This is a genomic window from Aquabacter sediminis (assembly GCF_028863665.1).
Taxonomy (GTDB): Bacteria; Pseudomonadota; Alphaproteobacteria; order Rhizobiales; family Xanthobacteraceae; genus L1I39.
On sequence record NZ_JARBFX010000010.1, the window covers coordinates 137,197 to 162,552 of the forward strand.

Consider the following 25,356-nt stretch of genomic DNA (forward strand, 5'->3'; position numbering starts at 1 on the left):
GACAGGGTGAGACGCATGGGCAGGCACGGGCCGGAGACAGTCGTCACGATGGACGAGCTGTCGAGCTTCCTGGCGGTGGAGTTTCCGCAAGCATTCGGCGCGGGCCGCCCCTTCACCACGGTCGCCCTCGGGCGGCGGACGGCGACCGTGCGGCTCGATGCCGGGGAGGAGCATTTGCGGCCCGGCGGTACCATCTCCGGCCCAGCCATGATGGCGCTGGCGGACGTGGCGGTCTACGTCGCGCTGCTGGGCCAGATCGGGCTTGTTCCGCTGGCGGTCACCACCAACCTGTCCATCAATTTCCTGCGCAAGCCGTCACCCGGCGCCCTGTTTGCCGATGCCCGCCTCATCAAGCTCGGCAAGCGCCTGGCCGTCGGCGATGTGGGGCTTCGGGGCGAGGGGGGCGAGGATCTGGTGGCCCATTGCGTGGCCACCTATTCCATTCCCGACCGGTGAGTTCGCCGCGGTTCAAGACCTCTCCCAACGGAAGAGGCAGGTTCTGACCTCGATCAATGTCCCGCCCGGGAAGCTGGGGGAGGGTTCGAGGTGGAGGACCTCATGGGAAAATCCATTCTCATCATCCAGGGTCATCCTGACCCCAATGGCCGGCATCTGTGCCATGCCCTTGCTGACGCTTATGCGCAGGGGGCGGTGGAGGCCGGCCATCGCGTAACGCGGGTGGAGGTGGCAAGCCTGGATTTCCCGCTGATGCGCACGCAAGCCGATTTCGAGACGGGCGGCATGCCCCCCGCCCTCTTCCCGGCCCGCGACGCGCTGCTTGAGGCCAACCATGTGGTGCTGCTGTTTCCCTTGTGGCTCGGCACCATGCCGGCGCTGTTGAAGGCCTTCCTGGAACAGGTGATGCGGCCTGGATTTGCCTTCATCTATGCCGGCCCCGGCTTTCCCCAGACCCTGCTGCACGGGCGGACGGCCCGGGTAGTGGTGACCATGGGCATGCCGGCGACCATCTATCGATGGTATTATTTTGCGCACGGCGTTCTCGGCCTGGAGCGCAACATCCTCGGCTTTGTGGGCATGAGCCCCGTCCGCCACACGCTGTTCGGCCTTGTGGATGCTGCCCCGCCCGCCCGGCGACTGAAGTGGCTGGAGACGATGCGCAGCCTCGGCCAAAAGGGAAAGTGACGCGAAGGAGGGGCTTCCAGCCGTAAAAAGGGTGGCTTATTTGATGGTGTTATAACACCATTTTTATAAGTCATTGTTTTGATTGATAAAACAATGGTGACGTTTGGTTGACGGTGTGGCGGGCCTGGGTTAGAAGCCTCGCCCATTGCCGCAGTGGCCTGCTTGCGCGGACCCAGCGGCTTCCTCATTCGGAAACCGATCCATGAAGACGTATTCGGCCAAGCCCGCCGAAATCGAAAAGAAGTGGGTGGTGATCGATGCGACGGGGCTCGTCGTCGGACGCCTCGCCACCATCATCGCCATGCGCCTCAAGGGCAAGCACCTGCCCATCTACACCCCCCATGTGGACTGCGGCGACAATGTCGTCGTGGTGAATGCCGAGAAGGTGGTCTTCACCGGTCGCAAGCGCGACCAGAAGGTCTATCACCACCACACCGGCTTCCCGGGTGGCATCAAGGACCGCAGCGCCAAGTTCATCCTCGAGGGCCGCTTCCCGGAGCGGATCATCGAGAAGGCCGTGGAGCGCATGCTCGCCCGTGGTCCGCTGGGTCGCAAGATCATGGGCAACCTGCGTGTCTACAAGGGCGCGAGCCATCCCCACGAGGCTCAGCAGCCGGTGGCGCTCGATGTGGCGAGCCTCAACCGTAAGAATGTGAGGAACTGAACATGGCCGAGGTTCTTCAGTCCCTCGATTCCCTGAACGCCCGTCAGGTGGAAGCCCAGGACGCCCCCGTCCATGTGCAGAAGCTGGACAAGTTCGGCCGCGCCTATGCCACCGGCAAGCGCAAGGACGCTGTCGCCCGCGTGTGGGTGCGTCCCGGCACGGGCAAGATCACCGTCAATGACCGTGACGTGGAAGTCTACTTCGCCCGTCCGGTGCTGCGCCTGATGATCAACCAGCCGTTCCAGATCGCTGGCCGCGAAGGCCAGTATGATGTGGTGTGCACGGTGTCCGGCGGCGGTCTTTCCGGCCAGGCCGGCGCGCTGCGCCACGGCATCTCCCGCGCCCTGACCTTCTACGAGCCGGAGCTGCGCTCCCCGCTCAAGAAGGGCGGCTTCCTGACCCGCGACAGCCGCGTGGTCGAGCGCAAGAAGTACGGCCGCGCCAAGGCTCGCCGCAGCTTCCAGTTCTCGAAGCGCTGATTTATCCGGATCTTCCGGGTGTGGAAACGGCGGGGCCTCGGCTCCGCCGTTTTCGTTTGTGGCGGGCGGTTCAATCCGGCCGGCGGTTGCCGCCTAACAAAAAGCCCCGGCGCCTGGGGCGGCCGGGGCTTTTTGTTCAGAAGCTCGGCGTATCGCCGGGCAGGGGGCTCCACTGGCCGTCGGCCGTGGGGTCGCCGGGCGGCGACCCGCCCATGAAGCCGTCGAGATTGGGCGGGAAGACATAATCCTCGTTCCGCCCGTCGCCTTCGCTGACGTCGGGGCGGATCGGAGCGCCGGGGCCGGGATCGAGATAATTGCCCTGGGGAATCACAGGAAGCTGGATCACGTTGGGATTGTGCGGGTGGATATCCACCTTCGGCACGTTCGAACCGCCGGAGCTCTGGGCGAGGGCGGCTTCGGGGGCGGACGCGGCAAGGGCAAGGCCGAAGGCCCAAAAAGCCGTGCTTCCGAGAAAGAACTTCATCTTCACCATCCGATCCCCCGGAACGTCGCCGTCCATCGCATAGGCGAGGCCGCGAGGCTTGGCAAGCGAGCGAGGAAGTTGCCGTCCGCCATTCCAGGCCACCGGCAAGGGATCACCTTCACCTTGGCCCGAGGCACCCTTATCATAGCTGCCGGGGTGGAAGAGCAGTGTCTGAAAGGGCGCACCGTGTTTCGTTTCCTGCTCACGTGCCTTGCGTTTCTTGGTGCCGCCATGCCTCCCATCCTCGCGGAAGCTGCGCCCGCGCGGATCATTCTTTTGCGGCATGGTGAGAAGCGGGACGACTTCCGGCTCTGCGATATGGGCCTGCTGCGGGCGCGCGCCGTCGCGGACCAATATCTTGGCGCCAGCGCCCGGACGCCGCTGCTCGCGCCAGGGCAAAAGCCGGCTGCCATTTTTGCGGTGACGCTGCATGCGCTGGAAACGGCCGCCCCCACATCGGCTTCGTGGACGCAGCCCGTCGTCCTTTATGCTGTGCTGCCGGAGGAAATTCAGGGCTATAGCGACTGGCGCGCCGGCTTTCCTGCGGCCATTGCCGAGCGCAATCGATGGGTGACCCGACTGCTCATGGACGACCCTTATTGGGCGGGGCAGACCGTTTTCGTCTTCTGGGAGCATCACGCCATCGCAAACGAGGCGCTGGAGCAGGCCAATCCTGGCCAGCAGATGACCCTGCGCCAGACCCTGCGCCTCGATCAGCTGCCGGATGTGCCCCGCACATGGCCGGACAACACCTATGACTATTTCTGGATCATCGATTTTGCCCCGGACGGGACGCCGTTGAAATTCCAGATGAAAAAGCAGGAATTCACCGGGCCGTTCGGCAAGCTGCCCTCCAATGACTGGGGCATGCCCGACGGCCTCGATCCAATCACGACCGGATGCAAGAGGTGATCGGACACGCTTGAATATATGCACATCGCGCCAAAAACGGCCGCGGGGCGCCAAGTGCGTCCGCACCCTCGGGGTTGGTTCCCTGCGGATCGAATTGTTGGAGAAGTCCAACTTGCTCGAAGACTCTATCGGCGGCCGGTGATGGGGACGATGGGCCGCCTGCATGGCAGCAACCCGAATGATCCGTGAGCGGGATCAACTCCCCTCTTGTTGATTTCCCAACCTTAGGTCAATTCTAAAACATAGCCTCTGGCGATATGTTCGGCCTTGTCTGCGCGGTGGAGGTCAGGCTTCCCGCGCCACGCGGCTTCAAACTTGGCGGCCGACGGCGACAGGGCGCTTTTGGTCGATTTAAGATCGTGGAGCTGAGTCGCGCGACGTTGGGATCGTAAAAAACAAGAAGGAAGACACCGGTGATGGTCTTGGGAGGCTGCGGCACCGGACCCCTGAATGGCCGGCTGCCATGAAGCTCGATCTGTTCACGATCTACGTCTTTATTCTCTTCCTGGGCAGTACCTTTTCTATTGCCTGGTTCGTCGTCTGGCGATCCTATGCGACGGTGCGCGGCCCGGGATCGTGGCTGCTGTCGAGCCTTGCCGCAGTGGTCGGCGCGGCGGGAGTGGCCTATCATTTCGTGCACCCGAACGTGGTGCTCGCCACCGCAGCTCATGTGTTGTTGGCGCTTGCAGTCGCGCTGCTTTGGGTGGGCTTGCGGCAGTTTTATAATCTTCGGGTTCCCTGGGCGCTGCTCGCCCTGTGGCTCGCCGGCATCGCGCTTGCTCTGACCGCTTTTCGTGACGACCCGGTGGCGCTGCGCTTCTTTCACAGCCTGTCGGGAGCCTTGCCCTTCCTGTTCATGGCGCGCGATCTTATGCGCGACCCTGCTGCCACGCCGGCATCTCGACTCTGCGCCATTGCCATGGGTGTCGCGGCGTTCGGAGACATGATGACGTTCGTCTCCGTCCTTGCTTTCGCGGTCAAGATTATTCCGGCGACAATTTCAAATCCGGTAGCCATCGTCAGTATACTTCTCACCGTATTTGGATGCCTTTCCGCGTGTTTCGGCTTTCTTCTGGCCACCATGGAGAAAGTGCGCTCCGACCTTTCCGCTCTCGTGGTTGCCGATGATCTGACGGGAGTGGGAAGTCGACGTTACTTCCTGGAGCGCATCGAGGCGGAAGTGATGCATGCCCGACGGCTGGGCAGCGTGTTCTGCCTTCTCATGATCGATCTCGACCGGTTCAAGGAGATAAATGACGCATTCGGCCATGCGGCGGGCGATCAATGCCTGCGCCATTTCGCCCGCGTCGCCTCGGAGCGGATCCGGCGCACCGACCTTCTGGCGCGCACCGGGGGCGACGAATTCTGCATGATCCTCCCGGACACGACGCTGGGCGAGGGCATGCGGGTGGTGGACGACCTGCTTCGGGCCCTGCGGCAGGATGTGATGATCTGGGAAGGGGGTGCGCTGCCATTCACGGCCAGCATCGGCATCGTGCAATGGGATCCGGCCTATCCGCAGACCGTCGATCAGCTGCGCTCCGATGCCGACCAGGCGCTCTATCGGGCCAAGGAAGGCGGCCGGGACAGGAGCGCCCTGAAGAGCGCATCCTGACCCGGCCGCGGGCACTCACGCCGTGGCGCGGATGGCGTCGGAGAGGATCTGGGCGATCTGCCCGATCTGTTCCGCGCTGACGATCAGGGGCGGGGAGAGGGCGATGACGTCGCCGGTCACGCGGGCCATGAGGCCCTTGTTGAAGCACTCCACGAACACGTCATAGCCGCGGCTGCCCACTGCGCCGGGACGCGCCTCCAGCTCGACGCCGGCGACGAGGCCGATGGTGCGCACGTCGATCACCTTTCCGGTGTCGCGCAGGCCGTGAAGCGTGTCCTGCCAAAGGGTTGCCAGTTCCGAGGCGCGGGTGAGAAGACCCTCGCTCTCATAGATGTCGAGGGTGGCAAGGCCGGCGGCGCAGGCGGCGGGGTGGCCGGAATAGGTGTAGCCGTGGAACAGCTCGATGGCGTTCTCCGGACCCTGCATCAGCGCATCGTGGACCTTGCGGCTGGCGAACACGGCGCCCATGGGAATGGAGCCGTTGGTGATGCCCTTGGCGGTGGTCACGAGGTCCGGCACCACCCCGAAATAGTCGGTGGCGAAGGGCGCGCCGAGGCGGCCGAACCCGGTGATAACCTCATCGAAAATCAGCAGAATGCCGTGGCGGGTGCAAATTTCCCGCAGCTTCTCCAGATAGCCCTTCGGCGGCAGGAGGACGCCAGTGGAGCCGGCCATGGGCTCGACGATCACGGCGGCGATGGTCTCCGCGCCATGGAGGGCGACGAGGCGCTCCAGATCCTCGGCCAGCTCCGCGCCATGCGCGGGCAGGCCCTTGGAAAAGGCATTGCGGGCAAGGTCATGGGTGTGACGCAGATGGTCGACGCCCGGAAGCTGGGGAGCGAAGGCGCGGCGGTTGTTGACGATGCCGCCCACCGAGATGCCGCCGAAGCCCACCCCATGATAGCCGCGCTCGCGGCCGATGAGGCGCGTGCGGGTCGACTGGCCGATGGCGCGCTGGTAGGCGAGGGCGATTTTCAGTGCCGTATCAACGCTTTCCGAGCCGGAGCCGGTGAAGAAGACACGGTCGAGGCCGCCGGCTTCCCCGCCGGGTGCGATCGCGGCGAGGCGGTCGGCGAATTCAAAAGCCAGCGGATGGCCCATCTGGAAGGACGGGGCGTAGTCCATTTCCAGGAGCTGGGCCTGGACCGCGTCGGCGATGGTCTTGCGGCCGTGGCCGGCATTCACGCACCACAGGCCCGCGCAGCCGTCGAGGACCTGACGTCCGTCCACGGATGTGTAGTACATGCCCTGAGCGCCGCTGAGGAGGCGCGGAGCCGCCTTGAACTGGCGGTTCGCGGTGAACGGCATCCAATAGGCGTCGAGCGGGGCATTGTGGCCACGCAGGGAGGCGGGGGTGGCGATATTCATCGGTGGGGGCTCCTTGTCAGCCCAGGGAAGCCCTGTTCGCGAGGCGCAACAAGTCCTTTTCTGTCGGAATGCAACCCATTGAAATCTAGAGAACGAGGCGCATAGTGGTGCGGATCGGAAACACCTGGAACGGCCTCCTGCCATGAGCCTCGACATCGGCGCCCGCCTGCGCTTCGTGCGCATGAAGCATGGGCTCTCCCAAAGGGCCTTGGCCAAGCGGGCGGGGGTGACCAATTCGTCGGTGTCGCTGATCGAGTCCAATACGGTGAACCCGTCGGTGGGGGCCCTCAAACGCATCCTCGATGGCATACCCATTGGACTATCAGAGTTTTTCGCCCTGGAGCCGGATGCGCCGCGCAAGGTCTTCTTCGCCGCCGAGGAGCTGGTGGAGATCGGCAAGGGGCCCATTTCTTTCCGCCAGGTGGGCGAGAGCCTGTTCGGCAAGTCATTGCAAATCCTGAAAGAAAAGTACGAGCCGGGAGCCGATACCGGCCGCGTGCCCCTCGTCCATGAGGGCGAGGAGGGGGGGATCGTGCTGGCGGGCCGGCTGGAGGTGACCGTGGACGAGGAGCGCCGCATCTTGGGTCCGGGGGATGCGTATTATTTCGAGAGCCGTCGGCCCCACCGATTTCGGTGCGTGGGGCCGGTGGCCTGCGAGGTCATCAGCGCCTGCACGCCCCCCACATTTTGAGCGGGACACGCGCTTGGCGCGGGCGGAACAGGGCGGAGGAAGGCCGGTTCTCGGCTTCACTCCCGCTATCCTCCGACGCGTCGCGGGCGCCGCCCATGCACACAACGTAAGAAGGTATTTAATTACCTATTTCCCGCCGCTTACCACGGTACGTATGGCGAAGGAGGACTGGATGCGCGACACCCCCGGCAGGCGGGAGAGGACCTCCTTGTGGAGGCGCTCATAGTCGGCGGCATTCTTCACCTCGATCTTGAGCAGGTAGTCTGCCAAGCCCGTCATCAGGTAGCAGTCGGTGATTTCCGGGCAGCGGCGCACCGCCGCCTCGAAGCGGTTGAGATAGTCCTCGGTCTGCCGGTCGAGGGTGATCTGGGTCAACACCACCAAGCCCTCATCCAGCGCAGTGGACTGGATGAGCGCCGTATAGCCCCGGATGACGCCCCGCTTTTCTAGGAGCCGCAGCCGCCGCAGGCAGGCGGAGGGGGAGAGGCCGACGGCGGTGGCGAGATCCGCATTGGGGATGCGCCCGTCCACCCGCAACACCTGGATCATCTTCAGGTCGATGTCGTCCAGGACGGGACGCGGTGGATTCTGCGGAACCTCGAAAGTCTCATCCATTATCGGCAGCTCCACGCAATATTCTGCACCTGATTGGCGAGAAATTCGCACGATGTTGCGCCTATAGTAAAGCCATAACAAACCTTCCAGCTTCTGGCGGTTCCCATGGCTTTCATCGCAATGGATTCCCGCCCCTTCCCGCAGGCATTGGGCGCCGATATGGGCGCCGGACGGGCCGGGGCCATTCTCACCATTGATCTGGCTGCGCTCGCGGCCAATTACCGGCGCCTTGCCGCCACCGCCTCGGGCGCGCTCTGCGCCGGCGTGGTGAAGGCGGATGCCTATGGGCTCGGCGCGGCCGCCGTCGCCCCGGTTCTGGCGCAGGCCGGATGCCGCCACTTCTTCGTGGCCCATCTGGAAGAGGGCATGGACCTGCGCCGCCATGTGCCGGCCGAGGCCGCCATTGCGGTCCTGAATGGCAGCCCCGAAGGGGTGGAGGCCGATTTCCTGGCCCATGATTTGTTGCCGGTGCTCAACAGCCTGGAGCAGATCGAGGGCTGGCAGAAGGCGGCGCGCGCCGCCGGCCGTCGCCTGCCGGCGATCCTTCAGGTGGATACGGGCATGGCCCGCTTCGGCCTCGCCGCCGAGGAACTGGACGCCCTGCTAGCGGACCCCGATGGGTTGGCCGGCCTCGATCTGCGTCTCGTCATGAGCCATCTGGCCTGCGCCGATGATCCGGCCCATCCGGCCAATGCCGCCCAGCGGGCGGCGTTCGAGGCGGCGCGGGCGCGCTTTCCCGGCGTGCGGGCGAGCCTTGCGGCCTCTTCGGGCATCTTCCTCGGGGCCGACTATCATTTCGATCTCGTCCGCCCCGGCGCGGCGCTCTATGGCATCGCGCCCCAGGCGGGCGCGCCGAACCCCATGCGCCCCGTGGTGCGCCTCCAGGGCCGGGTTGTGCAGGTGCGCCATGTGCCCGCCGCGACCCCCGTGGGCTATGGCCACACCGCCCGCGTGTCCGGCCCCGCGCGCTTGGCCACCGTTGCGGTGGGCTATGCGGACGGCCTGTTGCGCAGCGCCTCCAACCAGGGCGCGGCCTGGCTCGGCGATGAGCGCCTGCCCTTGGTGGGCCGGGTCTCCATGGACAGCATCGTGCTGGATGCCAGCGCCCTGCCCGAGGGCGCCATCGCCGCCGGTACGCTGGTGGACCTCATCGGCCCCCACCAGGACGTGGACGCGGCGGCCGGCGCGGCCGGCACCATTGGCTATGAACTCTTGACCGGCCTCGGCTCCCGTTTCTGCCGTCGCTACCTGCCCGCCTGAAGGAGGCTCCCATGCGTGTCGTCGTTCTCGGCAGCGGGGTCGTCGGTGTGACCTCCGCTTTCTACCTGGCCAAGTCCGGCCATGAGGTGGTGGTTCTGGACCGGCAGGAGGGCGCGGGGCTTGAAACCTCGTTCGCCAATGCCGGCCAGGTCTCGCCCGGCTATTCCGCGCCCTGGGCCGGGCCGGGCATTCCGGTCAAGGCCATCAAGTGGCTGATGATGCAGCACTCCCCGCTGGTGGTGCGGCCGGGCCTCGATCCCAAGCTCTATGTGTGGCTGGCCAAGATGCTGGCCAATTGCACCCATGAGGCCTACCAGCGCAACAAGGCGCGCATGGTGCGCGTGGCCGAGTTCAGCCGCGATGCCCTCAAAGCCCTGCGGCAGGAAACCGGCATTCATTATGACGAGCGGGAGATGGGCACGCTGCAGCTCTTCCGCACCCAGAAGCAGCTCGACCATGTGGGCGAGGACACCTCGGTGCTGGACGCCTATGGCGTGCCCTATGAAGTGCTGGACGGCGCCGGCTGCATCGCGGCCGAGCCGGCGCTCGCCCGCGTCAGGGACAAATTCGTGGGCGGCCTGCGCCTGCCGGGCGATGAGACCGGCGATGCCTTCCTCTTCACCCAGCGCCTTGCCGCCATCTGCGCGGGGCGCGGCGTCACCTTCCGGCACGGTGTCACCGTTGCGGGGCTGGAGACGCAGGGCGGCCGCGTCAGCGGCGTGCGCCTCGCCAGCGGCGAGGTGGTCACCGGCGATGCCTATGTGGCGGCAATGGGCAGCTACACCCCGGCCTTGCTGGGCCCGCTGGGCATCGACCTGCCCATCTATCCGGTGAAGGGCTATTCCATCACCGTTCCGCTCACCAATGCGGAGGCCGCCCCCGTTTCCACCGTCATGGACGAGACCTATAAGGTGGCCATCACCCGCCTGGGCGATCGCATCCGGGTGGGTGGCACGGCGGAACTGGCGGGCTTCGACCTGAACCTGCGCGAGGCCCGGCGGCAGACGCTCGCCTATTCGGTGGGCGACCTCTTCCCCGAAGGCGGCGACATCTCCCGCGCCACCTTCTGGACCGGCCTGCGCCCCATGACGCCCGATGGCACGCCCATCATCGGCGCCACCCGCTATGCCAACCTGTTCACCAATACCGGCCACGGCACGCTGGGCTGGACCATGGCCTGCGGCTCCGGCCGCGTGCTGGCGGATCTGGTGAGTGGCCGGCAGGCGGAGATCGACACCACCGACCTCTCGGTGGACCGCTACGCGGCCGCCGCATGAGAGCGGCGCACCAAGAGGGCTCCGCGTGAACTCAGCGCGCGCCGTGTGCTCGCGCTTGCTGTGAAGATGCGGACGTAAGGCGTTGATGAGCGTTAACAAAGTGGAGCGGCTGGCGCAAGGTTCGCCGCCGCCTTGTCACTCGTCGAAGCGGCCCACATAAGGGGTGTGCGGTCGCTCCCATCGCGTCGCCGCCACGCAGCGGCGGCGGGAGCGGCGGCTGCGCTCCAGGAACAGGGCCTCGCGATCCATCATGAGCCGGGCCGGCGGCTCGGTGATGCCGCGCAACAGGCGCGCCGACAGGGCGGTGTCGATGAGCTGAAGGTCGGCGCTGCTGAATTCGGGATGAATGCTCATGTCCGCGCCCCCGTTTCGAGGGCGGGCGGCGGCGCGTGCCGGATGTCGAGGGCGAGGGGCGCCGGAGGGGAAGGAGGCACCCCTCTCCCGCTCTTCTTGACGGTCCCCCATGGGCGGACCGCAACGTGCGCGATCTGGTCCATCACGACAGGTCCCCTGACCTTGGCTGGTCGGACCTGTCCTGTCTAACCGGCGAAGCCTGCCCCAGGCTGTGGCGGTTCCCCCTCGCGCACCGGCCCGCGCGACCACCCCGCGGGCGGCGTCCGCTACACGGACAGGATGAACCAGGCCGCCACTGTGGTCAGCAGGAAGGCGAGCAGCGCCAGGGTGATATAGGCCAGCGGCGTCATTGCGTTCAGTCCCTAACGCAGGTCGAAACGACGACGGGCGGCTTTTAGATCAAGCGGGGCTGCAAAATCCTTCGCGCCGTGGCGCGCTGGGTCAGGCGCAACTCCGGGCGCGTGCAACTCCCGGCACCGTGTTGTTGGCGAGGTTCTGCCGCCAGGAAGAGGACGAGGTCAGGCCTCACCTGCGCATGCGGCTCTGCGCGTACCTTCCTTGCCAGTGCGGGTATCCCGGCGCTGCATAGGAAGCCGGCACTTGGTCTTAACGCCAGGTGCGAGACGGGATTGGCAGATGGCAGGGGATTTTGGTGAGCCCGTCGGGATTCGAACCCGAGACCCCATGATTAAAAGTCACGTGCTCTACCGGCTGAGCTACGGGCTCACTCAGGGCGCGTGGTACGTGGACGGGGGGCCAGGGTCAAGAGGGGGCGCGGGCAGAAGTGGGGGATGGGGCATTCCTGTGTGCGCTGCGGCGAGACCGTCTTCGGGGCATTGACCCGAAGGGGCGCGGGCGCGCACCATGGTGCCTTGGGACGCAGGTGGACGGGTCCTGCAACCGGGCCGGCCTCCGCGTCCTCTCTCTTTGCGTGAGAGGGGATCCGTTGCGAAGGGCGCGCGCCCGGCCGGGTCATCCCCTGGGGAGTTGTTGAATGCCCGTCCTCAATCGCCTCGCCGATACCGCGGAGGAATTGGCCACCTGGCGCCGGTACCTGCACGCCCATCCCGAGCTGCTCTACGACCTGCCGAAGACCACCGCCTTCGTCGCGCAGAAGCTCAGGGAGTTCGGATGCGACGAGGTGGTGGAGGGCATCGGCCGCTCAGGCATCGTGGCGGTCATTCGCGGGCGGGGCGAGGGGGAGCGCGTCATCGGCCTGCGCGCCGACATGGATGCGCTGCCCGTGACCGAGGTGACCGGCCTGCCTTATGCCTCGCTGACCCCCGGGCGCATGCATGCCTGCGGCCATGACGGCCACACCACCATGCTGCTCGGCGCGGCGCGGCATCTGTCCGAGACCCGCGCCTTTTCCGGCACCGCCGTGCTGGTGTTCCAGCCGGCGGAAGAAGGGGGCGGCGGCGGCAAGGCCATGATCGCGGACGGCCTCATGGATCGCTTCGGCATCCAGGAGGTCTATGGCATGCACAATCTGCCGGGCCTGCCGGTGGGCCGCTTCGCCATGCGCCCCGGCCCCATCATGGCCTCGGCGGATTATCTCTACATCACCGTGGACGGACGCGGCGCCCATGCGGCCAAGCCCAATGAGGGCGTGGACGTGGTGCTCACGGGATCGGCCATCGTGAGCGCGCTCCAGCAGGTGGTGGCGCGCAATCTGGACCCGCTCGCCTCGGGCGTCGTCTCCGTCACCAAGTTCCATGCGGGCGAAGCGGACAATGTGCTGCCGCCGACGGCGGAACTTGCCGGCACACTGCGCAGCCTCGGCACCGACACCCGCATGATGCTGCGCGCGCGCGTGACCGAAGTCGCCACCGCCGTCGGCACGGCCTATGGCGCCAAGGTGACGGTGCGGATCAAGGAGGGCTATCCCACCACCCTGAACCACCCCGCCCAGACGGTCTTCGCCCAGGAGGTCGCCACCGAGGTGGCCGGCGAGATGCACGTGGACCCGGCCGCGCCCCCGCTCATGGCGGCGGAGGACTTCGCTTACATGCTGGAAGAGCGCCCCGGCGCCTACATCTTCATCGGCAACGGGCCGAGCGCGGGCCTGCACCATCCCGGCTACAACTTCGCCGACGAGGCCCTGCCCCACGGCGCCTCCTATTGGGTGCGGCTGGTGGAGAAGGCCATGCCGCTCGCCTGAGAGCGGCTCAAAAAGGTCCCGCTCGCCTGAGAGCGGCTCACCAAGGTTCCGCTCGCCTGAGAGCCGAGCCTGCCTGTCCCGCCCTGCGGGCGGGGGCGTTTGCTCCGCATGCGGGGCATGGAACCTCGCGCCCGTCTGCATGGTCCAGACTGGCCAAGGGCCCGTACTTGCTCCTATAAGCGCCGCACCGGGCGGGCCAGGGGCTCGCCGGACCGGCTTTGCCGGGGCAACCCGCGCCAGCATGAGGCTTCACATGACGGGAACGGTGAAATCCAGCGCAGGGCTCGACGTGCGCCGCAGGCGCATCCTCTTCCGCGCCTGGCATCGCGGCACGCGGGAAATGGACCTTCTCATGGGCCGCTTCGCCGATGCTGAGATCGAGGGCCTGACCGAAGAGGAAGTGGAGGCGTTCGAGGAGCTGATCGAGGTGCAGGACCCCGACCTCTTCTCCTGGATCAGCGGCTCCAGCCCCACGCCGGCGGATTTCGACACGCCCATCTTCAACAAGCTCAAGGCCTTCCATCTGGCCAATGGCGGCGTCTTCGAGTGAGGCGCGGGCGCGCGGCTGCTGCGCGCCCCTTTCAGCCGGCCTGAAGGCCGGCCCGCCTGAGACCGAACAAAGATCGAACAGGACCCCTCCGTGAAGCGTCCCCGTCTCCTTGCCGCCGACATCGCCCAAGGCACCACCTTGACCCTTTCCCGCGTGCCCGATGGCATGGAAGGGCTGGTGGTGGCGGATCTCGCCCGGCAGATGGCGGCCCGCAAGGAGGCCCCCTGGCCGGCGCTCGCCGTGGTGTGCCGCGACGGGCAGCGCATGGCGGCGCTGGAGCGGGGCCTGGCCTTCTTCGCGCCGGAGCTGGAAATCCTCTCCTTCCCGTCCTGGGATTGCTTGCCCTATGACCGGGCCTCGCCCAATGGCGCCATCGTCGCCCGGCGCATAAGCACGCTCGCCCGCCTCGCGCGGGTGAAAGGCGGGCCGCCGGCGGTGCTGCTCACCACGGTGAATGCCACGGTGCAGCGCGTGCCCTCCCGCGATCTCGTCTCGCGCCAGTCGCTCTCCGCCGCGCCAGGCAATGCCATCGCGCTGGAGGGCGTGGTGGAATGGGCCGAGCGCAACGGCTATCTGCGCACGCCCACCGTGCGCGATACCGGCGAATATGCGGTGCGCGGCGGCCTCATCGACCTGTTCCCGCCCGGCGTGCCCCAGCCCATCCGCCTCGATTTCTTCGGCGACACGCTGGAAAGCATCCGCTCCTTCGACCCGGAAACCCAGCGCACCTCCGGCCAACTGCGGGCGCTGGACTTCGTGCCCATGGCCGAATTCCAGCTGACCACCGACACCATGCGACGCTTCCGCATGGCCTATCTGGCGGAATTCGGCGCCAACACCAAGGGCGACACCCTCTATGAGGCGGTGAGCGAGGGCCGGCGCCATGCGGGCATGGAGCATTGGCTACCGCTCTTCCATGAGGGCCTCGACACCCTCTTCGACTATCTCGACGACACGCCCTTGGTGGTGGACCCGCTGACTGAGGAAGCGGCCGGCGAGCGCATCGCCCAGATCACCGATTATTACGCCGCCCGCCGCGACCAGCTCGCCATGGGCGGCAACCAGCCGGGGTCGGGCGGGCTCTACAAGCCCCTGCCGCCGCAGCGTCTTTATCTCACCGGCTCGGAATGGACGGGCCGGCTGAAGGCCGCGCCGCTGGTGCGCGTCTCCCCCTTCGCGCTGCCCCCCGCCGGGCGCACCATCGATCTTGGCGGCGTGCAGGGGCGCTCCTTCGCCGCCGAGCGGGCCGATCCCGACGCCAATGTGTTCGACGCCGCCATCGCCTATGTGCGCGAATTGCAGAAGGCCAAGAAGGTGGTGCTGGCCGCCTGGTCGGAAGGCTCGCGGGACCGCCTCGCGACCGTGCTGGCCGACCACGGCCTGAAGGACACAACCCCCATTTCCCGCTTCGATCTTCTGGCGGCCCTGCCGAAGAACAAGGCGGCGCTGGCGGTCTATGGGCTGGAGACGGGCTTCGAGACCGACGACTTCGCCATTATCGGCGAGCAGGACATATTGGGCGATCGCCTGGTGCGCCCCAAGCGCAAGGCGCGCCGGCCGCAGGATGTGCTCTCGGAGTTGACCGCGCTCACCGCCGGCGACCTCGTGGTGCATGTGGATCACGGCATCGGCCGCTTCGTGGGGCTGAAAGCCATCGAGGCCATGGGCGCGCCCCATGACTGCCTGGAAATCCACTATTCGGGCGGCGACAAGCTGTTCCTGCCGGTGGAGAATCTCGAACTCCTGAGCCGCTACGGCTCGGAGGAGACCGAGGCGCAGCTGGACAAGCTGGGCGGCACCGGCTGGCAGACGCGCAAGGCGCGCATGAAGAAGCGCATCCGCGAAATGGCGGGTGAGCTGATCAAGATCGCCGCCGCCCGCCAGCTCTCCGAGGCGCCGCGCCTCGTGCCCACCACGGGCCTCTACGACGAATTCCGCGCCCGCTTCCCCTATGAGGAGACGGACGACCAGGAAGCCGCCATCGAATCGGTGCTCGACGACCTCGCCTCCGGCCGCCCCATGGACCGGCTGGTGTGCGGCGACGTGGGCTTCGGCAAGACGGAAGTGGCGCTGCGCGCCGCCTTCGCGGTGGCGCTCTCCGGCAAGCAGGTGGCGGTGGTGGTGCCCACCACCTTGCTGGCGCGACAGCATTTCCGCACCTTCTCGGAGCGCTTCAAGGGCCTGCCGGTGAATGTGGCCCAGGCCTCGCGCATGGTCACCACCAAGGAGATGTCGGCGGTGAAGGCCGGCCTTTCCGACGGCACCATCGACATCGTGGTGGGCACCCATGCGCTTCTCGGCAAGGGCATCCATTTCCGCGATCTCGGCCTCGTCATCGTGGACGAGGAGCAGCATTTCGGTGTCGCCCACAAGGAGCGCCTGAAGGCGCTGCGGGCGGAGGTCCATGTGCTGACCCTCACCGCCACCCCCATCCCGCGCACGCTGCAACTGGCCATGACCGGGGTGCGGGAACTCTCCATCATCGCCACCCCGCCGGTGGACCGCCTCGCCGTGCGCTCCTTCGTGACGCCGTTCGATCCTTTGATCGTGCGCGAGGCGCTGCTGCGCGAGCGCTATCGCGGCGGCCAGAGCTTCTATGTGGTGCCGCGCATCGAGGATCTCGCCGAGGTGCGCGAATTCCTGGAAAAGCAGGTGCCGGAGGTGAAGGTGGCGGTGGCCCATGGCCAATTGTCCGCCACCGCGCTCGAAGACATCATGTCGGCCTTCTATGACGGCCAGTATGACGTGCTGCTCTCCACCACCATCGTGGAGAGCGGGCTCGACGTGCCCAATGCCAATACGCTGATCGTGCACCGGGCCGACATGTTCGGCCTTGCCCAGATGTATCAGCTGCGGGGACGGGTGGGGCGCGCCAAGGCGCGGGCCTATGCCATCTTCACCATTCCAGCGTCCAAGCCCATCACCGCCCAGGCGGAGCGGCGCCTCAAGGTGCTGCAGTCGCTGGAGACGCTGGGCGCCGGCTTCCAACTCGCCAGCCACGACCTGGATATTCGCGGCGCAGGCAATCTCCTCGGCGACGAGCAGTCCGGCCATATCAAGGAAGTGGGTTACGAGCTCTACCAGGAGATGCTGGAGGAGGCGATCGCGCACCTGAAGGCCGGCATCACCGACATTGCCGACGACAAGTGGTCGCCCAACATCACCATCGGCACGCCCGTCCTCATCCCCGAGGATTATGTGGCGGACCTGCATGTGCGCCTTGCCCTCTATCGCCGCCTTGCCGACATCGACCAGGAGAGCGAGCTGGATGCGTTCGGGGCGGAATTGGTGGATCGCTTCGGGCCCGCGCCCGAAGAGGTGGGGCACCTTTTGCGTCTCGCCCAGATCAAGGCGTTCGCGCGGCGCGCCAATATCGAGAAGGTGGATGCCGGCCCCAAGGGCGTGGTGCTCACCTTCCGCGAGAACCAGTTCGCCGATCCGTCCGGCCTTGTCGCCATGATCCATGCGGAAGGTCCGCAGGCCAAGGTGCGGCCCGATTTCAAGGTGGTGTTCCTGCGGGAATGGCCGAGCGCGGAGGCCCGCCTCAAGGGCACGCTGGCCATTCTGCGCAAGCTGGCGGCCCTCGTGGACAAGAAGAAAGTGGCGTGAGCGGGACCGCCCGCGAGGGGGGTAACCTAGCGTCGTACCTGTGGTTAGGTGAAGCTCAGGCTTGCATTGGGGCTGGAAACGTTGTGACAGTTTGATTGCGCTCCCGCCGAAGCCGCCCTAAAGGTTGGTTCTGCCACCATGGTACGGTATGGCGCATTTTTGCACGCCGGAGTGTGGACTTAAGCGGGCGGGAACACCGGATGAGAGACCAGGCGAAGCGCTCCGACACGCGATTGGTGAAGGGCTATGTGGCCCTCATTGGCGTGTTCTATCTCGGCTTTGCCATCCTGCATTACATCGAGACCCGTGAGACCATTCTGGGGGAGGTCAGCCGCCAGGCGGAAGGGGTCGTGCGCTGGCTCGACCGCAACCTTGCCTTCTCCCGACAGGCGCTCCAGGTGGTGGCCGAACAGTCCGAGACCACCTGCGCGGGCGAGGAGGTGGGCCGCAAGCTCGACGCCATGCTGCGCTCGGTGGCGGTGGAGCAGGTGGAGATAGGGCGGGGCAGCCAGACCTTGTGTTCCTGGACCGCGCAGCCCGCACAGATCACACAGAGCCAAAGCGCCTGCCACGCGGAGGCGGGGCGGTCCGGCGTGGTGCAGATTTCCACCAAGGGGCCGGGCGACCTGTGGGCCAAGGCCACCCTCGACACGGCTTGCCTGGTCTCGCCCCTCATCGTGAGCCTGGAAGGCTCCGCCGGGAGCATTCGCGTGATTCATCGCGGCCTGACCGGCGCCGCCACGCCGGGGCAAGAGAAAGGGCAAGCGAGCGGGCAAGCGAGCGGGCAAGATCAAGGAGCGGGCGGGGGCCAGCAAGCGGAGAAGGCCCTTCTGCACGACACGGTTCTCGCCGTGCCGTCGGGGGAGGGGCCGCTGGCGCTGCAGGTGGCGGTGTCGGAATGGTCCATCGCTCGCAGCTGGGCGGGGCAGATCGTCGTGTTCGGCGCTCTCTTTGCCGCCTTTGGCGCCATGGGTTGGTATGGCCCGCTGGCGCATCTGCGCAACCGCCTTTCGGTGGAAGGGCAGGTTCAGTCGGCGCTGCGGCGGGGGGATTTCTCCCTGGTCTATCTGCCCACCGTGGACATCGCCACCGGTGAATGGATCGGCGTGGAGGCGCTCCTGCGCTGGAACCATCCGACGCACGGACAGCTTCAGCCGGCCTCCTTCATTCCCTGGATCGAGAAGAGTCCGCTCATCTACGAGACCACCCGCTGGGTCATGCGCCGCGCCGCCGCCGATCTCGGCCGGTTCCGGCATGTGAAGAACGGCCTGGATGTGTCCATCAACGTGCCGCCGAGCCAGCTGGGCGATCCGCGCATGGTCTCCATGGCCACCGAGGCCTTCGGCGATACGCCGCAGTCGCTGCGCTGCGTCATCATCGAGCTGACGGAGCGGGAGATCACCGACTATTCGTCCGACGTGGTGCAGGGCGTGGTCAGCGCCTTGCGGGAGCGCGGCGCCCAGTTCGCGCTTGATGATTTCGGCGTCGGCTTCTCCAACTTCGCCTGCCTGCACTACATCAAGGTGGACTATATCAAGGTAGACAAGTCCTTCCTCCAGGAGAGCGAGGGGCGCTCCTTCGAGGCGAGCGCCATGGGCTCCATCGTGCACCTGGCGCGCCAGTTTGGCGTTTCAGTGATCGCCGAAGGGGTGGAGACCGAGCGCCAGGTCCAGCGCCTCAAGCACTATGGCATCGACAAGGCCCAGGGCTTCCTGTTCTCGCGTCCGGTGGATGCGGACACGGTGCTGGACAAGCTGAACGACCGCAAGGCCCTGGAACCGGCCTGAGGCCCGTCAGGTCAGGGCTGCGCCCGCCACCAGGTTTCCGGCAAGGTGCCGTAGAGCGATGGGGTGGCCGGCCGCTGGATGGTGCGCCAGCGGGCGAGCCATTGGCCGGGCGCGTAAAAGAGCGGCACGTCATAGGTGCCGGAGATCAGCACCCGGTCGAGGGCGCGGGCGGCGGCCACCAGTTGAGACCGGTCGTCCGCCGCCACCAAGGCGGCCGTCAGCGCGTCGGCGGCAGGATTGCGCATGCCCATATAATTGCGGCTGCCGCGGCTGTCGGCGGCCGCGCTGCCGAAATAGAAGCCCTGCTCGCTGCCCGGCGAAAGGGACTGGCCCCAGCTGAAGGGCACCATGTCGAAATCGAAGGCATTGCGGCGGGCGTCGAACTGCACGGCATCCACGATGCGCACCCGCGCCGTGATGCCGGCGCGGGCCAGCTGGCTGGCAAAGGCGATGCAGAGGCGCTCCTGCTCGCGGGTGTTCACCATGATCTCGAACCCGAACGGCCGCCCCGCCTCGTCCACCAGCGCGCCATCCCGCAGCCGCCAGCCGGCTGCTTCCAACAGCCCGAGCGCCGCCTTCAGCCGCGCCCGGTCGCGGCCCGAGCCGTCGGAGGGGGGCGGGGCGTAGGTGCCTTCCAGTACGTCGGGACGCACCGCGTCGGGGAAGGGGGCGAGGAGCCGTCGTTCAGCGGCATTGGCGGGCACCCCGACGGCGGAGAGGTCCGAGCCGTCAAAATAGCCCACCGATCGCGTGTAGAGGCCGTGATAGAAGGTGCGGTCGATCCAGGGAAAATCAAACAGTTCCAGGATCGCCCGGCGCACCCGCACATCGGCAAAGAGGGGCCGGCGGGTGTTGAAGACCAGGGCGAAATGGGGCTTGGGCAGGCCGGTGGGGATGACCTCCCGGATTACCGCGCCGGAGCGCACCGCGGCAAAGTCGTATCCGGTTTCCCAGCGCGTGGGGTCGCTCTCGAAGCGGGCATCCACCAGATGGCGGCGGAAGGCCTCGAACTCGGTGTTGGCGTCGCGGAAATAATCCACGCGGATCCGGTCGAAATTGTAGAGCCCGGCATTGGCGGGCAGGTCCGCGCCCCAATAAGCGGGGTTGCGGGCGAGCGTGATGCTGGCCCCCGGCGAGATCGCCTCCACCACATAGGGGCCCGAGCCGATGGGGGGCGAAAGGCCGCCCTCGGCGAAGGCCTGCGGGTCCGTGGCGTGGCGGGAGAAGACCGGCATCAGGCCCATGATGAGGGGCAATTCCCGGTCGGGCGTCTCGAAGACGAAGCGGATGCGCGCCGCGTCCGGCCGCTCCACCCGCGACACCTTGCCGTAATAGAGCCGGTGGTTGGGGCGGCCCTTGGTCTTCAGCAGCTCGAACGAAAAGGCCACGTCTGCCGTGGTGACCGGCGTGCCATCGGAAAAGCGCGCCCGCGGATCCATGCGGAAGGTGACGAAGGAGCGCGCCTCGTCCGTTTCCACCCCGGCAGCCAGCAGGGGATAGAGGGTGAAGGGCTCGTCATAGCCCCGCGCCATCAGGCTCTCCACCACATAGGTGCGAATCACCGAGGTGGGGGAGCCGCGAACGACGAAGGGATTGAGGCTGTCGAAGGTGCCCGGCGCCGACAAGGTAAGCTGTCCCCCCTTGGGGGCAGCAGGATTTACATAAGAAAAATGCGAAAAGCCGGCGGGGTAGGCGGGCGCGCCGTGCATGGCGATGGCGTGCGCCTCGCCCGCGCCGGCGGGCGGTGTCCGGGATGCCGCGGCCGCCTGCTGCGCCAAGGCGGGACCCGCCAGGAGGCCCAGAAAGAGAATGCCGGCCAAGGCCGTGCGCTGAACCATGCCGCCCGTTTGTCCTCCCCTCGGCCCGTACGGGACCGGCGTGTGATTGCGGCCGCGCTGTCCTGCGATGGCCGCATTTTCGCGCAATGTAGCACGCGACGCGTCGGCAGCGGCGCACGAGGCGGGCCGGGCCACTGTCTTGCCTCATTTGACACTGAGACAGCCGGCGTTAAGAGGGGTGCAGCCACGCCGTTGCGCCTCGTATCTGCTCCGGCGAGATGCACCACGGGGAAGTTTCTGGAATGACAAAAGCCCTCACCTTGAGCCGCGCGGGCAGCATCGCTGCCGTGGTGCTCGCGCTCGGCGTCACGGGCGCCCATGCTCAGGCGCAGAACCAGTCCAAGCCGCCGGCCAAGCCCGCCGCTCCCGCCCAGGCCGCGCCCGCCGCGCCGGCGCAGCAGCAGGCCCAGCAGGGGTCGCCCGCCTCCGTGGTGGTGCCCGGCATCAATACGCCCTGGACCAAGGTCTGCGGCACCGAGCAGAGCGTGAACAAGCAGATCTGCATGACCTCGCAGGACTTCACCGCCGAGACCGGGCAGCCGCTCGCCTCCGCGGCCATCCGCGAGCTGCAGGACGACCCGAACAAGAAGTTCATCGTCTCGGTTCCGATCGGCATGCTCGTGCAGCCGGGCACCCGCGTGGTCATCGACCAGCAGCCCCCGATCGCGCTGAAGTATGAGATCTGCTTCCCGAACGGCTGCTTCGCCAGCATGGACGTGAACGCGGACTTCGTGACCAAGCTCAAGAAGGCGCAGATGATCACCATCCAGGCGCTGCAGATGGGCGGTCGTACGCTGAACTTCCAGATCCCCGCCAAGGACTTCGCCAAGGCCTATGACGGCCCGGCCTCGGACCCGCAGGTGGTGGCCGCCGAGCGCCAGAAGCTCGCCGACGAGCTTCAGAAGCTCGCCCAGAAGAAGATGGAAGAGCGCGCCGCCGCCCAGGGCGGCCAGCCGGGCGCTGCGCCCGCCGCTGCTCCCGCCGCGCCCGCCGGCAAGTGATGCAAGTCTGAGCCCGCTCTCTTAAAAGGAGGCGGGACCTCGAACGAAAGCCGGAGGCGGCCGTGCCCCTCCGGCTTTTTTGCGTCCCGGGGCCTCGTCTTGCCCTTGGGAAGACAGCGGACCGGGCGCGGTGCAGGCGCCCGCTTATTCGTGTGCAGGGGATCGCCCCGGGCCGGATCAAGACCGGCGCGGGCGGAATGCCGGCCCGACCGCGATGTCGGCGCCTCGACGCCGCCGCCCTGAGGGCCTATGTGAAGGGCCCGCGCATCAAGGTTGCCCATGCTCGTCGACAGTCATTGCCATCTCGACTTCCCCGATTTTGCTGCCGAGCGCGACGCCATCGTCGCCCGTGCCGCCGAGGCGGGGGTCTCCCATTTGCTCACCATTTCCACCCGCGTGCGGCGGTTCGACGAGATCCGCGCCATCGCCGAGCGCTATGACAACGTCTTCTGCTCCGTGGGCACCCATCCCCACCAGGCGGCCGAAGAGCCGGATGTCACCGCGCAGGACCTGATCGCCCTCTCGGCACATCCCAAGGTGGTGGCCATCGGCGAGGTCGGGCTCGACTATCACTACGACAACAGTCCCCGCGCCGCGCAGGCCCACGGCTTCCACACCCATATCGCCGCCTCCCGCGAGACCGGCCTGCCGCTCATCATCCATGCCCGCGAGGCGGATGACGACGTGGCTGACATTCTGGAGCGGGAGAGCGCCAAGGGCGCTTTTCCTTTCGTGCTCCATTGCTTCACGGCGGGGCCGGATCTGGCCCGGCGGGCATTGGCGCTTGGCGGCTACATTTCCTTTTCCGGCGTGTTGACGTTCAAGAACAGCACCGCCCTACGGGAGATCGCCGCCAGCGTGCCGGAAGATCGCATGCTGGTGGAGACCGACGCGCCGTTCCTGGCCCCCATTCCCCACCGGGGCAAGCGCAACGAGCCGGCTTTCGTGCGCGAGACCGCCAAGGTGCTGGCGGAGACGCGCGGCGTGAGCCTGGACGCGCTGGCGGCCCGCACCACGGACAATTTCTTCACTTTGTTCAGCAAGGCGCGCCGCGCCTGACAGGAGGAGGGCGTCATGAATCACGACCGCTATGACGACCGCTACATCCGGGACATCCTCTCGCAGGTGAAGACCGTGGCCGTGGTGGGCGCGAGCCCCAATCCCAGCCGGCCCTCCTTCTTCGTCACCAAATATCTGGCCGAGCGGGGGTTCGAGGTCTATCCGGTCAATCCCGGCCAGGCGGGCAAGGCCATTGCCGGGCGCACCGTCTATGCGACGCTCGCCGACGTGCCGGTGGCCATCGACATGGTGGACGTGTTCCGCGCGCCGGACCACGTGCCCGCCGTGCTGGACGAGGCCCTGGCCCTCTCCCCTTTGCCCAAGGTGTTCTGGATGCAGCAGGGCGTGCGGCATGACGAAGCGGCCGCCAAGGCCGAGGCCGCCGGGCTCCAGGTGGTGATGGATCGCTGCCCGAAGATCGAATATGGCCGCCTCTCCGGCGAGATCGGCTGGACCGGCGTCAACAGCCGCACCATCTCGTCCAAGCGCCCGCAGCGCCTGGGCGCAGGGGTGCAGCGCCTCTCTTTGAACCGCACGCCGGTGAAGCCGCAATAGGGGTGCGCGACGATTTTACGTGAAATCACGTAATACACATATTTTCTATGTGATGACTGGAAATAAACGCCGGCGCGATGCATGATGCCGGGGAACGAGGAGGAAGTGACATGACCGACCGCCATCCCGGCTTTGCCACGCTGGCCGTCCATGCCGGTGCGCAGCCCGACCCCACCACCGGCGCCCGCGCGACCCCCATCTACCAGACCACGTCCTTCGTCTTCGACGACGTGGACCATGCGGCGGCCCTGTTCGGCCTCCAGACCTTCGGCAACATCTATACCCGCCTCGGCAATCCCACGAACGCGGTGCTCGAAGAGCGCGTGGCGGCCCTGGAAGGCGGAACGGCCGCGCTGGCGGTGGCCTCGGGCCATGCGGCCCAGCACCTCGTGTTCCACACCCTGCTGACGCCCGGTGACGAGTTCGTCGCCTCCCGCAAGCTCTATGGCGGCTCCATCAACCAGTTCACCCATGCCTTCAAGAGCTTCGGCTGGAACGTGGTGTGGGCGGACCCCGATGACATCGGAAGCTTCGAGCGCGCCATCACGCCGAAGACCAAGGCCATCTTCGTGGAGAGCATCGCCAATCCCGGCGGCGTGGTCACCGACATCGCGGCCATCTCCAAGGTGGCGAAGGCGGCGGGCGTGCCGCTCATCGTCGACAACACGCTGGCCTCGCCCTATCTGTGGCGGCCCATCGAGCACGGCGCGGACATCGTCATCCACTCGGCCACCAAGTTCCTGGGCGGTCACGGCAATTCCATCGGCGGCGTGATCGTGGACGCGGGCACCTTCAACTGGTCCGCCACCGATCGCTATCCCTTCCTCTCGAAGCCCCGGCCCGAATATCAGGGCATCGTGCTGCACGAGACCTTCGGCAATTTCGCCTTCGCCATCGCCGCCCGGGTTCTCGGCCTGCGCGACCTCGGCCCGGCGCTCTCGCCCTTCAACGCCTTCATGATCCTGACCGGCATCGAGACTTTGGCCTTGCGCATGAAGCAGCACAGCGCCAATGCGCTGGCCGTGGCGCGCTATCTCTCCACCCATTCGGCGGTGGAGTGGGTGAGCTATCCTGGCCTGGAGGGTGACCGCTACCATGCGCTGGCGCAGAAATACCTGCCCAACGGCGCCGGCGCGGTCTTCACCTTCGGCCTGAAGGGCGGCTATGAGGCGGGCGTGAACCTGGTGTCGAAGGTGGAGCTGTTCTCCCATCTCGCCAATATCGGCGACACCCGCTCCCTCATCATTCACCCGGCTTCCACCACCCACCGCCAGCTCACCGACGAGGCCAAGATTGCCGCCGGCGCCGGGCCGCAGGTGGTGCGCATCTCGGTGGGCATCGAGGATGTGGCGGATATCATCGCGGACCTGGAGCAGGCCCTGGCCTGAGCAGGTCCGGGCGCCCGCTTTCGGGCGGGCGCTTTCCGGTGGTGTTCTGAAGGATTTCGAGGGCGCGGACAGCAACCCCGCCCTTCCCCCTCACGCCGCAGTGCCCGGGCTTGTCCCGGGCATTTTCATTGGGCGCGTGCCCATGTCGGGCCCTTCCCGGCCATGACACATGGGAGAGGGGACGTTTCTGTGCCGGGTCATGTCTGCAAGGCCGGTGAGGCTCTGCCTCTTTTCCAGCTCTGACTCTTTTCCGCCCTGAGACCTGCCGGATCGTCATGCCCGGGCTCGTCCCGGGCATCCACGCCTCGCCGCTGGCGCATTCCTGAGGCGCTTCCCGGCCATTCCCCGTGGATGGCCGGGACAAGCCCGGCCATGACAAGCGGAGAGGGGACGTTTCTGTGCCGGGTCATGTCTGCAAGGCCGGTGAGGCTCTGCCTCTTTTCCAGCTCTGACTCTTTTCCAGTCCTGAGATCGTGTCCCCGGTGGTGGTGTAGCTGACGGTGGCCATTGGCCGGTCTTCGGGTGAGGCTCGGGTTTGCGAGAACC

The 25,356-nt window shown here is 66.8% G+C and carries 22 protein-coding genes and 1 tRNA gene; 17 read left to right on the forward strand and 6 right to left on the reverse strand.

The annotated features are described in order from the left end of the window. Nucleotides 1-48: 48 nt before the first annotated feature. The 4 genes from PV781_RS19420 to rpsI all read left to right on the forward strand — a co-directional run bounded on the left by PV781_RS19420 (nt 49) and on the right by rpsI (nt 2,286). A complete protein-coding gene (locus PV781_RS19420; protein ID WP_274777279.1) occupies nt 49-456 on the forward strand; it encodes a PaaI family thioesterase in 408 nt (135 codons plus the stop codon). A gap of 102 nt (nt 457-558) precedes the next feature. Beyond that, entirely contained in the window at nt 559-1,143 is a 585-nt protein-coding gene (locus tag PV781_RS19425; protein ID WP_274777280.1) for an NAD(P)H-dependent oxidoreductase, read from the forward strand. 202 nt (nt 1,144-1,345) lie between these two features. After that, nucleotides 1,346-1,807: a 50S ribosomal protein L13 gene (gene rplM / locus PV781_RS19430; RefSeq protein ID WP_209100044.1), complete on the forward strand. Its 462-nt coding sequence runs from the start codon at nt 1,346-1,348 to the stop codon at nt 1,805-1,807. Between the two features lie 2 nt (nt 1,808-1,809). Then, nucleotides 1,810-2,286, forward strand: a complete 477-nt coding sequence (rpsI, locus tag PV781_RS19435) for a 30S ribosomal protein S9 (protein WP_274777281.1) — start codon at nt 1,810-1,812, stop codon at nt 2,284-2,286. A 136-nt stretch (nt 2,287-2,422) separates the two neighbouring features. Here rpsI and PV781_RS19440 read toward each other — a convergent pair whose 3' ends face one another. Continuing rightward, on the reverse strand, nt 2,423-2,770 hold the full coding sequence (locus PV781_RS19440) for a hypothetical protein (protein WP_274777282.1): 348 nt from the start codon (nt 2,768-2,770) through the stop codon (nt 2,423-2,425). A 78-nt stretch (nt 2,771-2,848) separates the two neighbouring features. Here PV781_RS19440 and PV781_RS19445 point away from each other — a divergent pair, with 78 nt between their 5' ends. Further along, nucleotides 2,849-3,682, forward strand: coding sequence for a histidine phosphatase family protein (locus tag PV781_RS19445; RefSeq protein WP_274777283.1), 834 nt, complete (start codon nt 2,849-2,851; stop codon nt 3,680-3,682). Between the two features lie 463 nt (nt 3,683-4,145). Beyond that, on the forward strand, nt 4,146-5,297 hold the full coding sequence (locus tag PV781_RS19450; RefSeq protein WP_274777284.1) for a GGDEF domain-containing protein: 1,152 nt from the start codon (nt 4,146-4,148) through the stop codon (nt 5,295-5,297). A 15-nt stretch (nt 5,298-5,312) separates the two neighbouring features. On the opposite strand, the gene aptA is transcribed toward PV781_RS19450, so the two are convergent. Beyond that, the gene (gene aptA, locus PV781_RS19455) at nt 5,313-6,665 is read right to left on the reverse strand and encodes an omega-aminotransferase AptA (RefSeq protein WP_274777285.1); all 1,353 of its coding nucleotides are present in this window, start codon (nt 6,663-6,665) and stop codon (nt 5,313-5,315) included. Between the two features lie 142 nt (nt 6,666-6,807). On the opposite strand from aptA, the gene PV781_RS19460 reads away from it, so the two are divergent. Next, nucleotides 6,808-7,356 (forward strand): cupin domain-containing protein, encoded by a 549-nt coding sequence (locus tag PV781_RS19460; RefSeq protein WP_274777286.1) that lies wholly within the window; start codon nt 6,808-6,810, stop codon nt 7,354-7,356. A 126-nt stretch (nt 7,357-7,482) separates the two neighbouring features. Here the strand turns inward: PV781_RS19460 and PV781_RS19465 are convergent, their stop codons facing one another. After that, nucleotides 7,483-7,971, reverse strand: a complete 489-nt coding sequence (locus PV781_RS19465) for an Lrp/AsnC family transcriptional regulator (protein ID WP_274777287.1) — start codon at nt 7,969-7,971, stop codon at nt 7,483-7,485. A gap of 105 nt (nt 7,972-8,076) precedes the next feature. On the opposite strand from PV781_RS19465, the gene alr reads away from it, so the two are divergent. Together alr and PV781_RS19475 are read left to right on the forward strand one after the other, a co-directional pair. Next, complete coding sequence (alr, locus tag PV781_RS19470; protein WP_274777288.1) at nt 8,077-9,231, forward strand: alanine racemase; 1,155 nt, start codon at nt 8,077-8,079, stop codon at nt 9,229-9,231. A gap of 11 nt (nt 9,232-9,242) precedes the next feature. Then, nucleotides 9,243-10,508, forward strand: a complete 1,266-nt coding sequence (locus PV781_RS19475) for a D-amino acid dehydrogenase (protein WP_274777289.1) — start codon at nt 9,243-9,245, stop codon at nt 10,506-10,508. 135 nt (nt 10,509-10,643) lie between these two features. On the opposite strand, the gene PV781_RS19480 is transcribed toward PV781_RS19475, so the two are convergent. Both PV781_RS19480 and PV781_RS19485 read right to left on the reverse strand, forming a co-directional pair. Further along, the gene (locus tag PV781_RS19480; RefSeq protein ID WP_274777290.1) at nt 10,644-10,862 is read right to left on the reverse strand and encodes a hypothetical protein; all 219 of its coding nucleotides are present in this window, start codon (nt 10,860-10,862) and stop codon (nt 10,644-10,646) included. 650 nt (nt 10,863-11,512) lie between these two features. Beyond that, nucleotides 11,513-11,588 (reverse strand) — tRNA-Lys (locus tag PV781_RS19485). 268 nt (nt 11,589-11,856) lie between these two features. Here PV781_RS19485 and PV781_RS19490 point away from each other — a divergent pair. From PV781_RS19490 to PV781_RS19505, 4 genes are all read left to right on the forward strand, one after another. Then, on the forward strand, nt 11,857-13,023 hold the full coding sequence (locus tag PV781_RS19490) for a M20 aminoacylase family protein (RefSeq protein WP_274777291.1): 1,167 nt from the start codon (nt 11,857-11,859) through the stop codon (nt 13,021-13,023). A 253-nt stretch (nt 13,024-13,276) separates the two neighbouring features. After that, the gene (locus PV781_RS19495; RefSeq protein ID WP_274777292.1) at nt 13,277-13,573 is read left to right on the forward strand and encodes an FAD assembly factor SdhE; all 297 of its coding nucleotides are present in this window, start codon (nt 13,277-13,279) and stop codon (nt 13,571-13,573) included. A gap of 90 nt (nt 13,574-13,663) precedes the next feature. Beyond that, nucleotides 13,664-17,182, forward strand: coding sequence for a transcription-repair coupling factor (gene mfd, locus PV781_RS19500; RefSeq protein ID WP_274777293.1), 3,519 nt, complete (start codon nt 13,664-13,666; stop codon nt 17,180-17,182). Nucleotides 17,183-17,382: 200 nt separating this feature from the next. Continuing rightward, complete coding sequence (locus PV781_RS19505; RefSeq protein WP_274777294.1) at nt 17,383-18,969, forward strand: EAL domain-containing protein; 1,587 nt, start codon at nt 17,383-17,385, stop codon at nt 18,967-18,969. 11 nt (nt 18,970-18,980) lie between these two features. On the opposite strand, the gene PV781_RS19510 is transcribed toward PV781_RS19505, so the two are convergent. Beyond that, complete coding sequence (locus PV781_RS19510; protein WP_274777295.1) at nt 18,981-20,807, reverse strand: extracellular solute-binding protein; 1,827 nt, start codon at nt 20,805-20,807, stop codon at nt 18,981-18,983. A gap of 242 nt (nt 20,808-21,049) precedes the next feature. Here PV781_RS19510 and PV781_RS19515 point away from each other — a divergent pair, with 242 nt between their 5' ends. From PV781_RS19515 to PV781_RS19530, 4 genes are all read left to right on the forward strand, one after another. After that, entirely contained in the window at nt 21,050-21,808 is a 759-nt protein-coding gene (locus tag PV781_RS19515) for an invasion associated locus B family protein (RefSeq protein WP_274777296.1), read from the forward strand. Nucleotides 21,809-22,087: 279 nt separating this feature from the next. Next, entirely contained in the window at nt 22,088-22,867 is a 780-nt protein-coding gene (locus tag PV781_RS19520) for a TatD family hydrolase (protein WP_274777297.1), read from the forward strand. Nucleotides 22,868-22,882: 15 nt separating this feature from the next. Then, nucleotides 22,883-23,422, forward strand: a complete 540-nt coding sequence (locus tag PV781_RS19525) for a CoA-binding protein (protein ID WP_274777298.1) — start codon at nt 22,883-22,885, stop codon at nt 23,420-23,422. A gap of 110 nt (nt 23,423-23,532) precedes the next feature. After that, entirely contained in the window at nt 23,533-24,810 is a 1,278-nt protein-coding gene (locus PV781_RS19530; RefSeq protein WP_274777299.1) for an O-acetylhomoserine aminocarboxypropyltransferase, read from the forward strand. Nucleotides 24,811-25,356: the final 546 nt, after the last annotated feature.

What these genes read in the sequence shown, in the direction of transcription:
- PV781_RS19420 (WP_274777279.1), top strand. Translation starts at nt 49, where the DNA reads ATGGACGAGCTGTCGAGCTTCCTGGCGGTGGAGTTTCCGCAAGCATTC.
- PV781_RS19425 (WP_274777280.1), top strand. Translation starts at nt 559, where the DNA reads ATGGGAAAATCCATTCTCATCATCCAGGGTCATCCTGACCCCAATGGC.
- rplM (WP_209100044.1), top strand. Translation starts at nt 1,346, where the DNA reads ATGAAGACGTATTCGGCCAAGCCCGCCGAAATCGAAAAGAAGTGGGTG.
- rpsI (WP_274777281.1), top strand. Translation starts at nt 1,810, where the DNA reads ATGGCCGAGGTTCTTCAGTCCCTCGATTCCCTGAACGCCCGTCAGGTG.
- PV781_RS19440 (WP_274777282.1), bottom strand. Translation starts at nt 2,770, where the DNA reads ATGAAGTTCTTTCTCGGAAGCACGGCTTTTTGGGCCTTCGGCCTTGCC.
- PV781_RS19450 (WP_274777284.1), top strand. Translation starts at nt 4,146, where the DNA reads ATGAAGCTCGATCTGTTCACGATCTACGTCTTTATTCTCTTCCTGGGC.
- aptA (WP_274777285.1), bottom strand. Translation starts at nt 6,665, where the DNA reads ATGAATATCGCCACCCCCGCCTCCCTGCGTGGCCACAATGCCCCGCTC.
- PV781_RS19460 (WP_274777286.1), top strand. Translation starts at nt 6,808, where the DNA reads ATGAGCCTCGACATCGGCGCCCGCCTGCGCTTCGTGCGCATGAAGCAT.
- PV781_RS19465 (WP_274777287.1), bottom strand. Translation starts at nt 7,971, where the DNA reads ATGGATGAGACTTTCGAGGTTCCGCAGAATCCACCGCGTCCCGTCCTG.
- alr (WP_274777288.1), top strand. Translation starts at nt 8,077, where the DNA reads ATGGCTTTCATCGCAATGGATTCCCGCCCCTTCCCGCAGGCATTGGGC.
- PV781_RS19475 (WP_274777289.1), top strand. Translation starts at nt 9,243, where the DNA reads ATGCGTGTCGTCGTTCTCGGCAGCGGGGTCGTCGGTGTGACCTCCGCT.
- PV781_RS19480 (WP_274777290.1), bottom strand. Translation starts at nt 10,862, where the DNA reads ATGAGCATTCATCCCGAATTCAGCAGCGCCGACCTTCAGCTCATCGAC.
- PV781_RS19490 (WP_274777291.1), top strand. Translation starts at nt 11,857, where the DNA reads ATGCCCGTCCTCAATCGCCTCGCCGATACCGCGGAGGAATTGGCCACC.
- PV781_RS19495 (WP_274777292.1), top strand. Translation starts at nt 13,277, where the DNA reads ATGACGGGAACGGTGAAATCCAGCGCAGGGCTCGACGTGCGCCGCAGG.
- PV781_RS19505 (WP_274777294.1), top strand. Translation starts at nt 17,383, where the DNA reads ATGAGAGACCAGGCGAAGCGCTCCGACACGCGATTGGTGAAGGGCTAT.
- PV781_RS19510 (WP_274777295.1), bottom strand. Translation starts at nt 20,807, where the DNA reads ATGGTTCAGCGCACGGCCTTGGCCGGCATTCTCTTTCTGGGCCTCCTG.
- PV781_RS19515 (WP_274777296.1), top strand. Translation starts at nt 21,050, where the DNA reads ATGACAAAAGCCCTCACCTTGAGCCGCGCGGGCAGCATCGCTGCCGTG.
- PV781_RS19520 (WP_274777297.1), top strand. Translation starts at nt 22,088, where the DNA reads ATGCTCGTCGACAGTCATTGCCATCTCGACTTCCCCGATTTTGCTGCC.
- PV781_RS19525 (WP_274777298.1), top strand. Translation starts at nt 22,883, where the DNA reads ATGAATCACGACCGCTATGACGACCGCTACATCCGGGACATCCTCTCG.
- PV781_RS19530 (WP_274777299.1), top strand. Translation starts at nt 23,533, where the DNA reads ATGACCGACCGCCATCCCGGCTTTGCCACGCTGGCCGTCCATGCCGGT.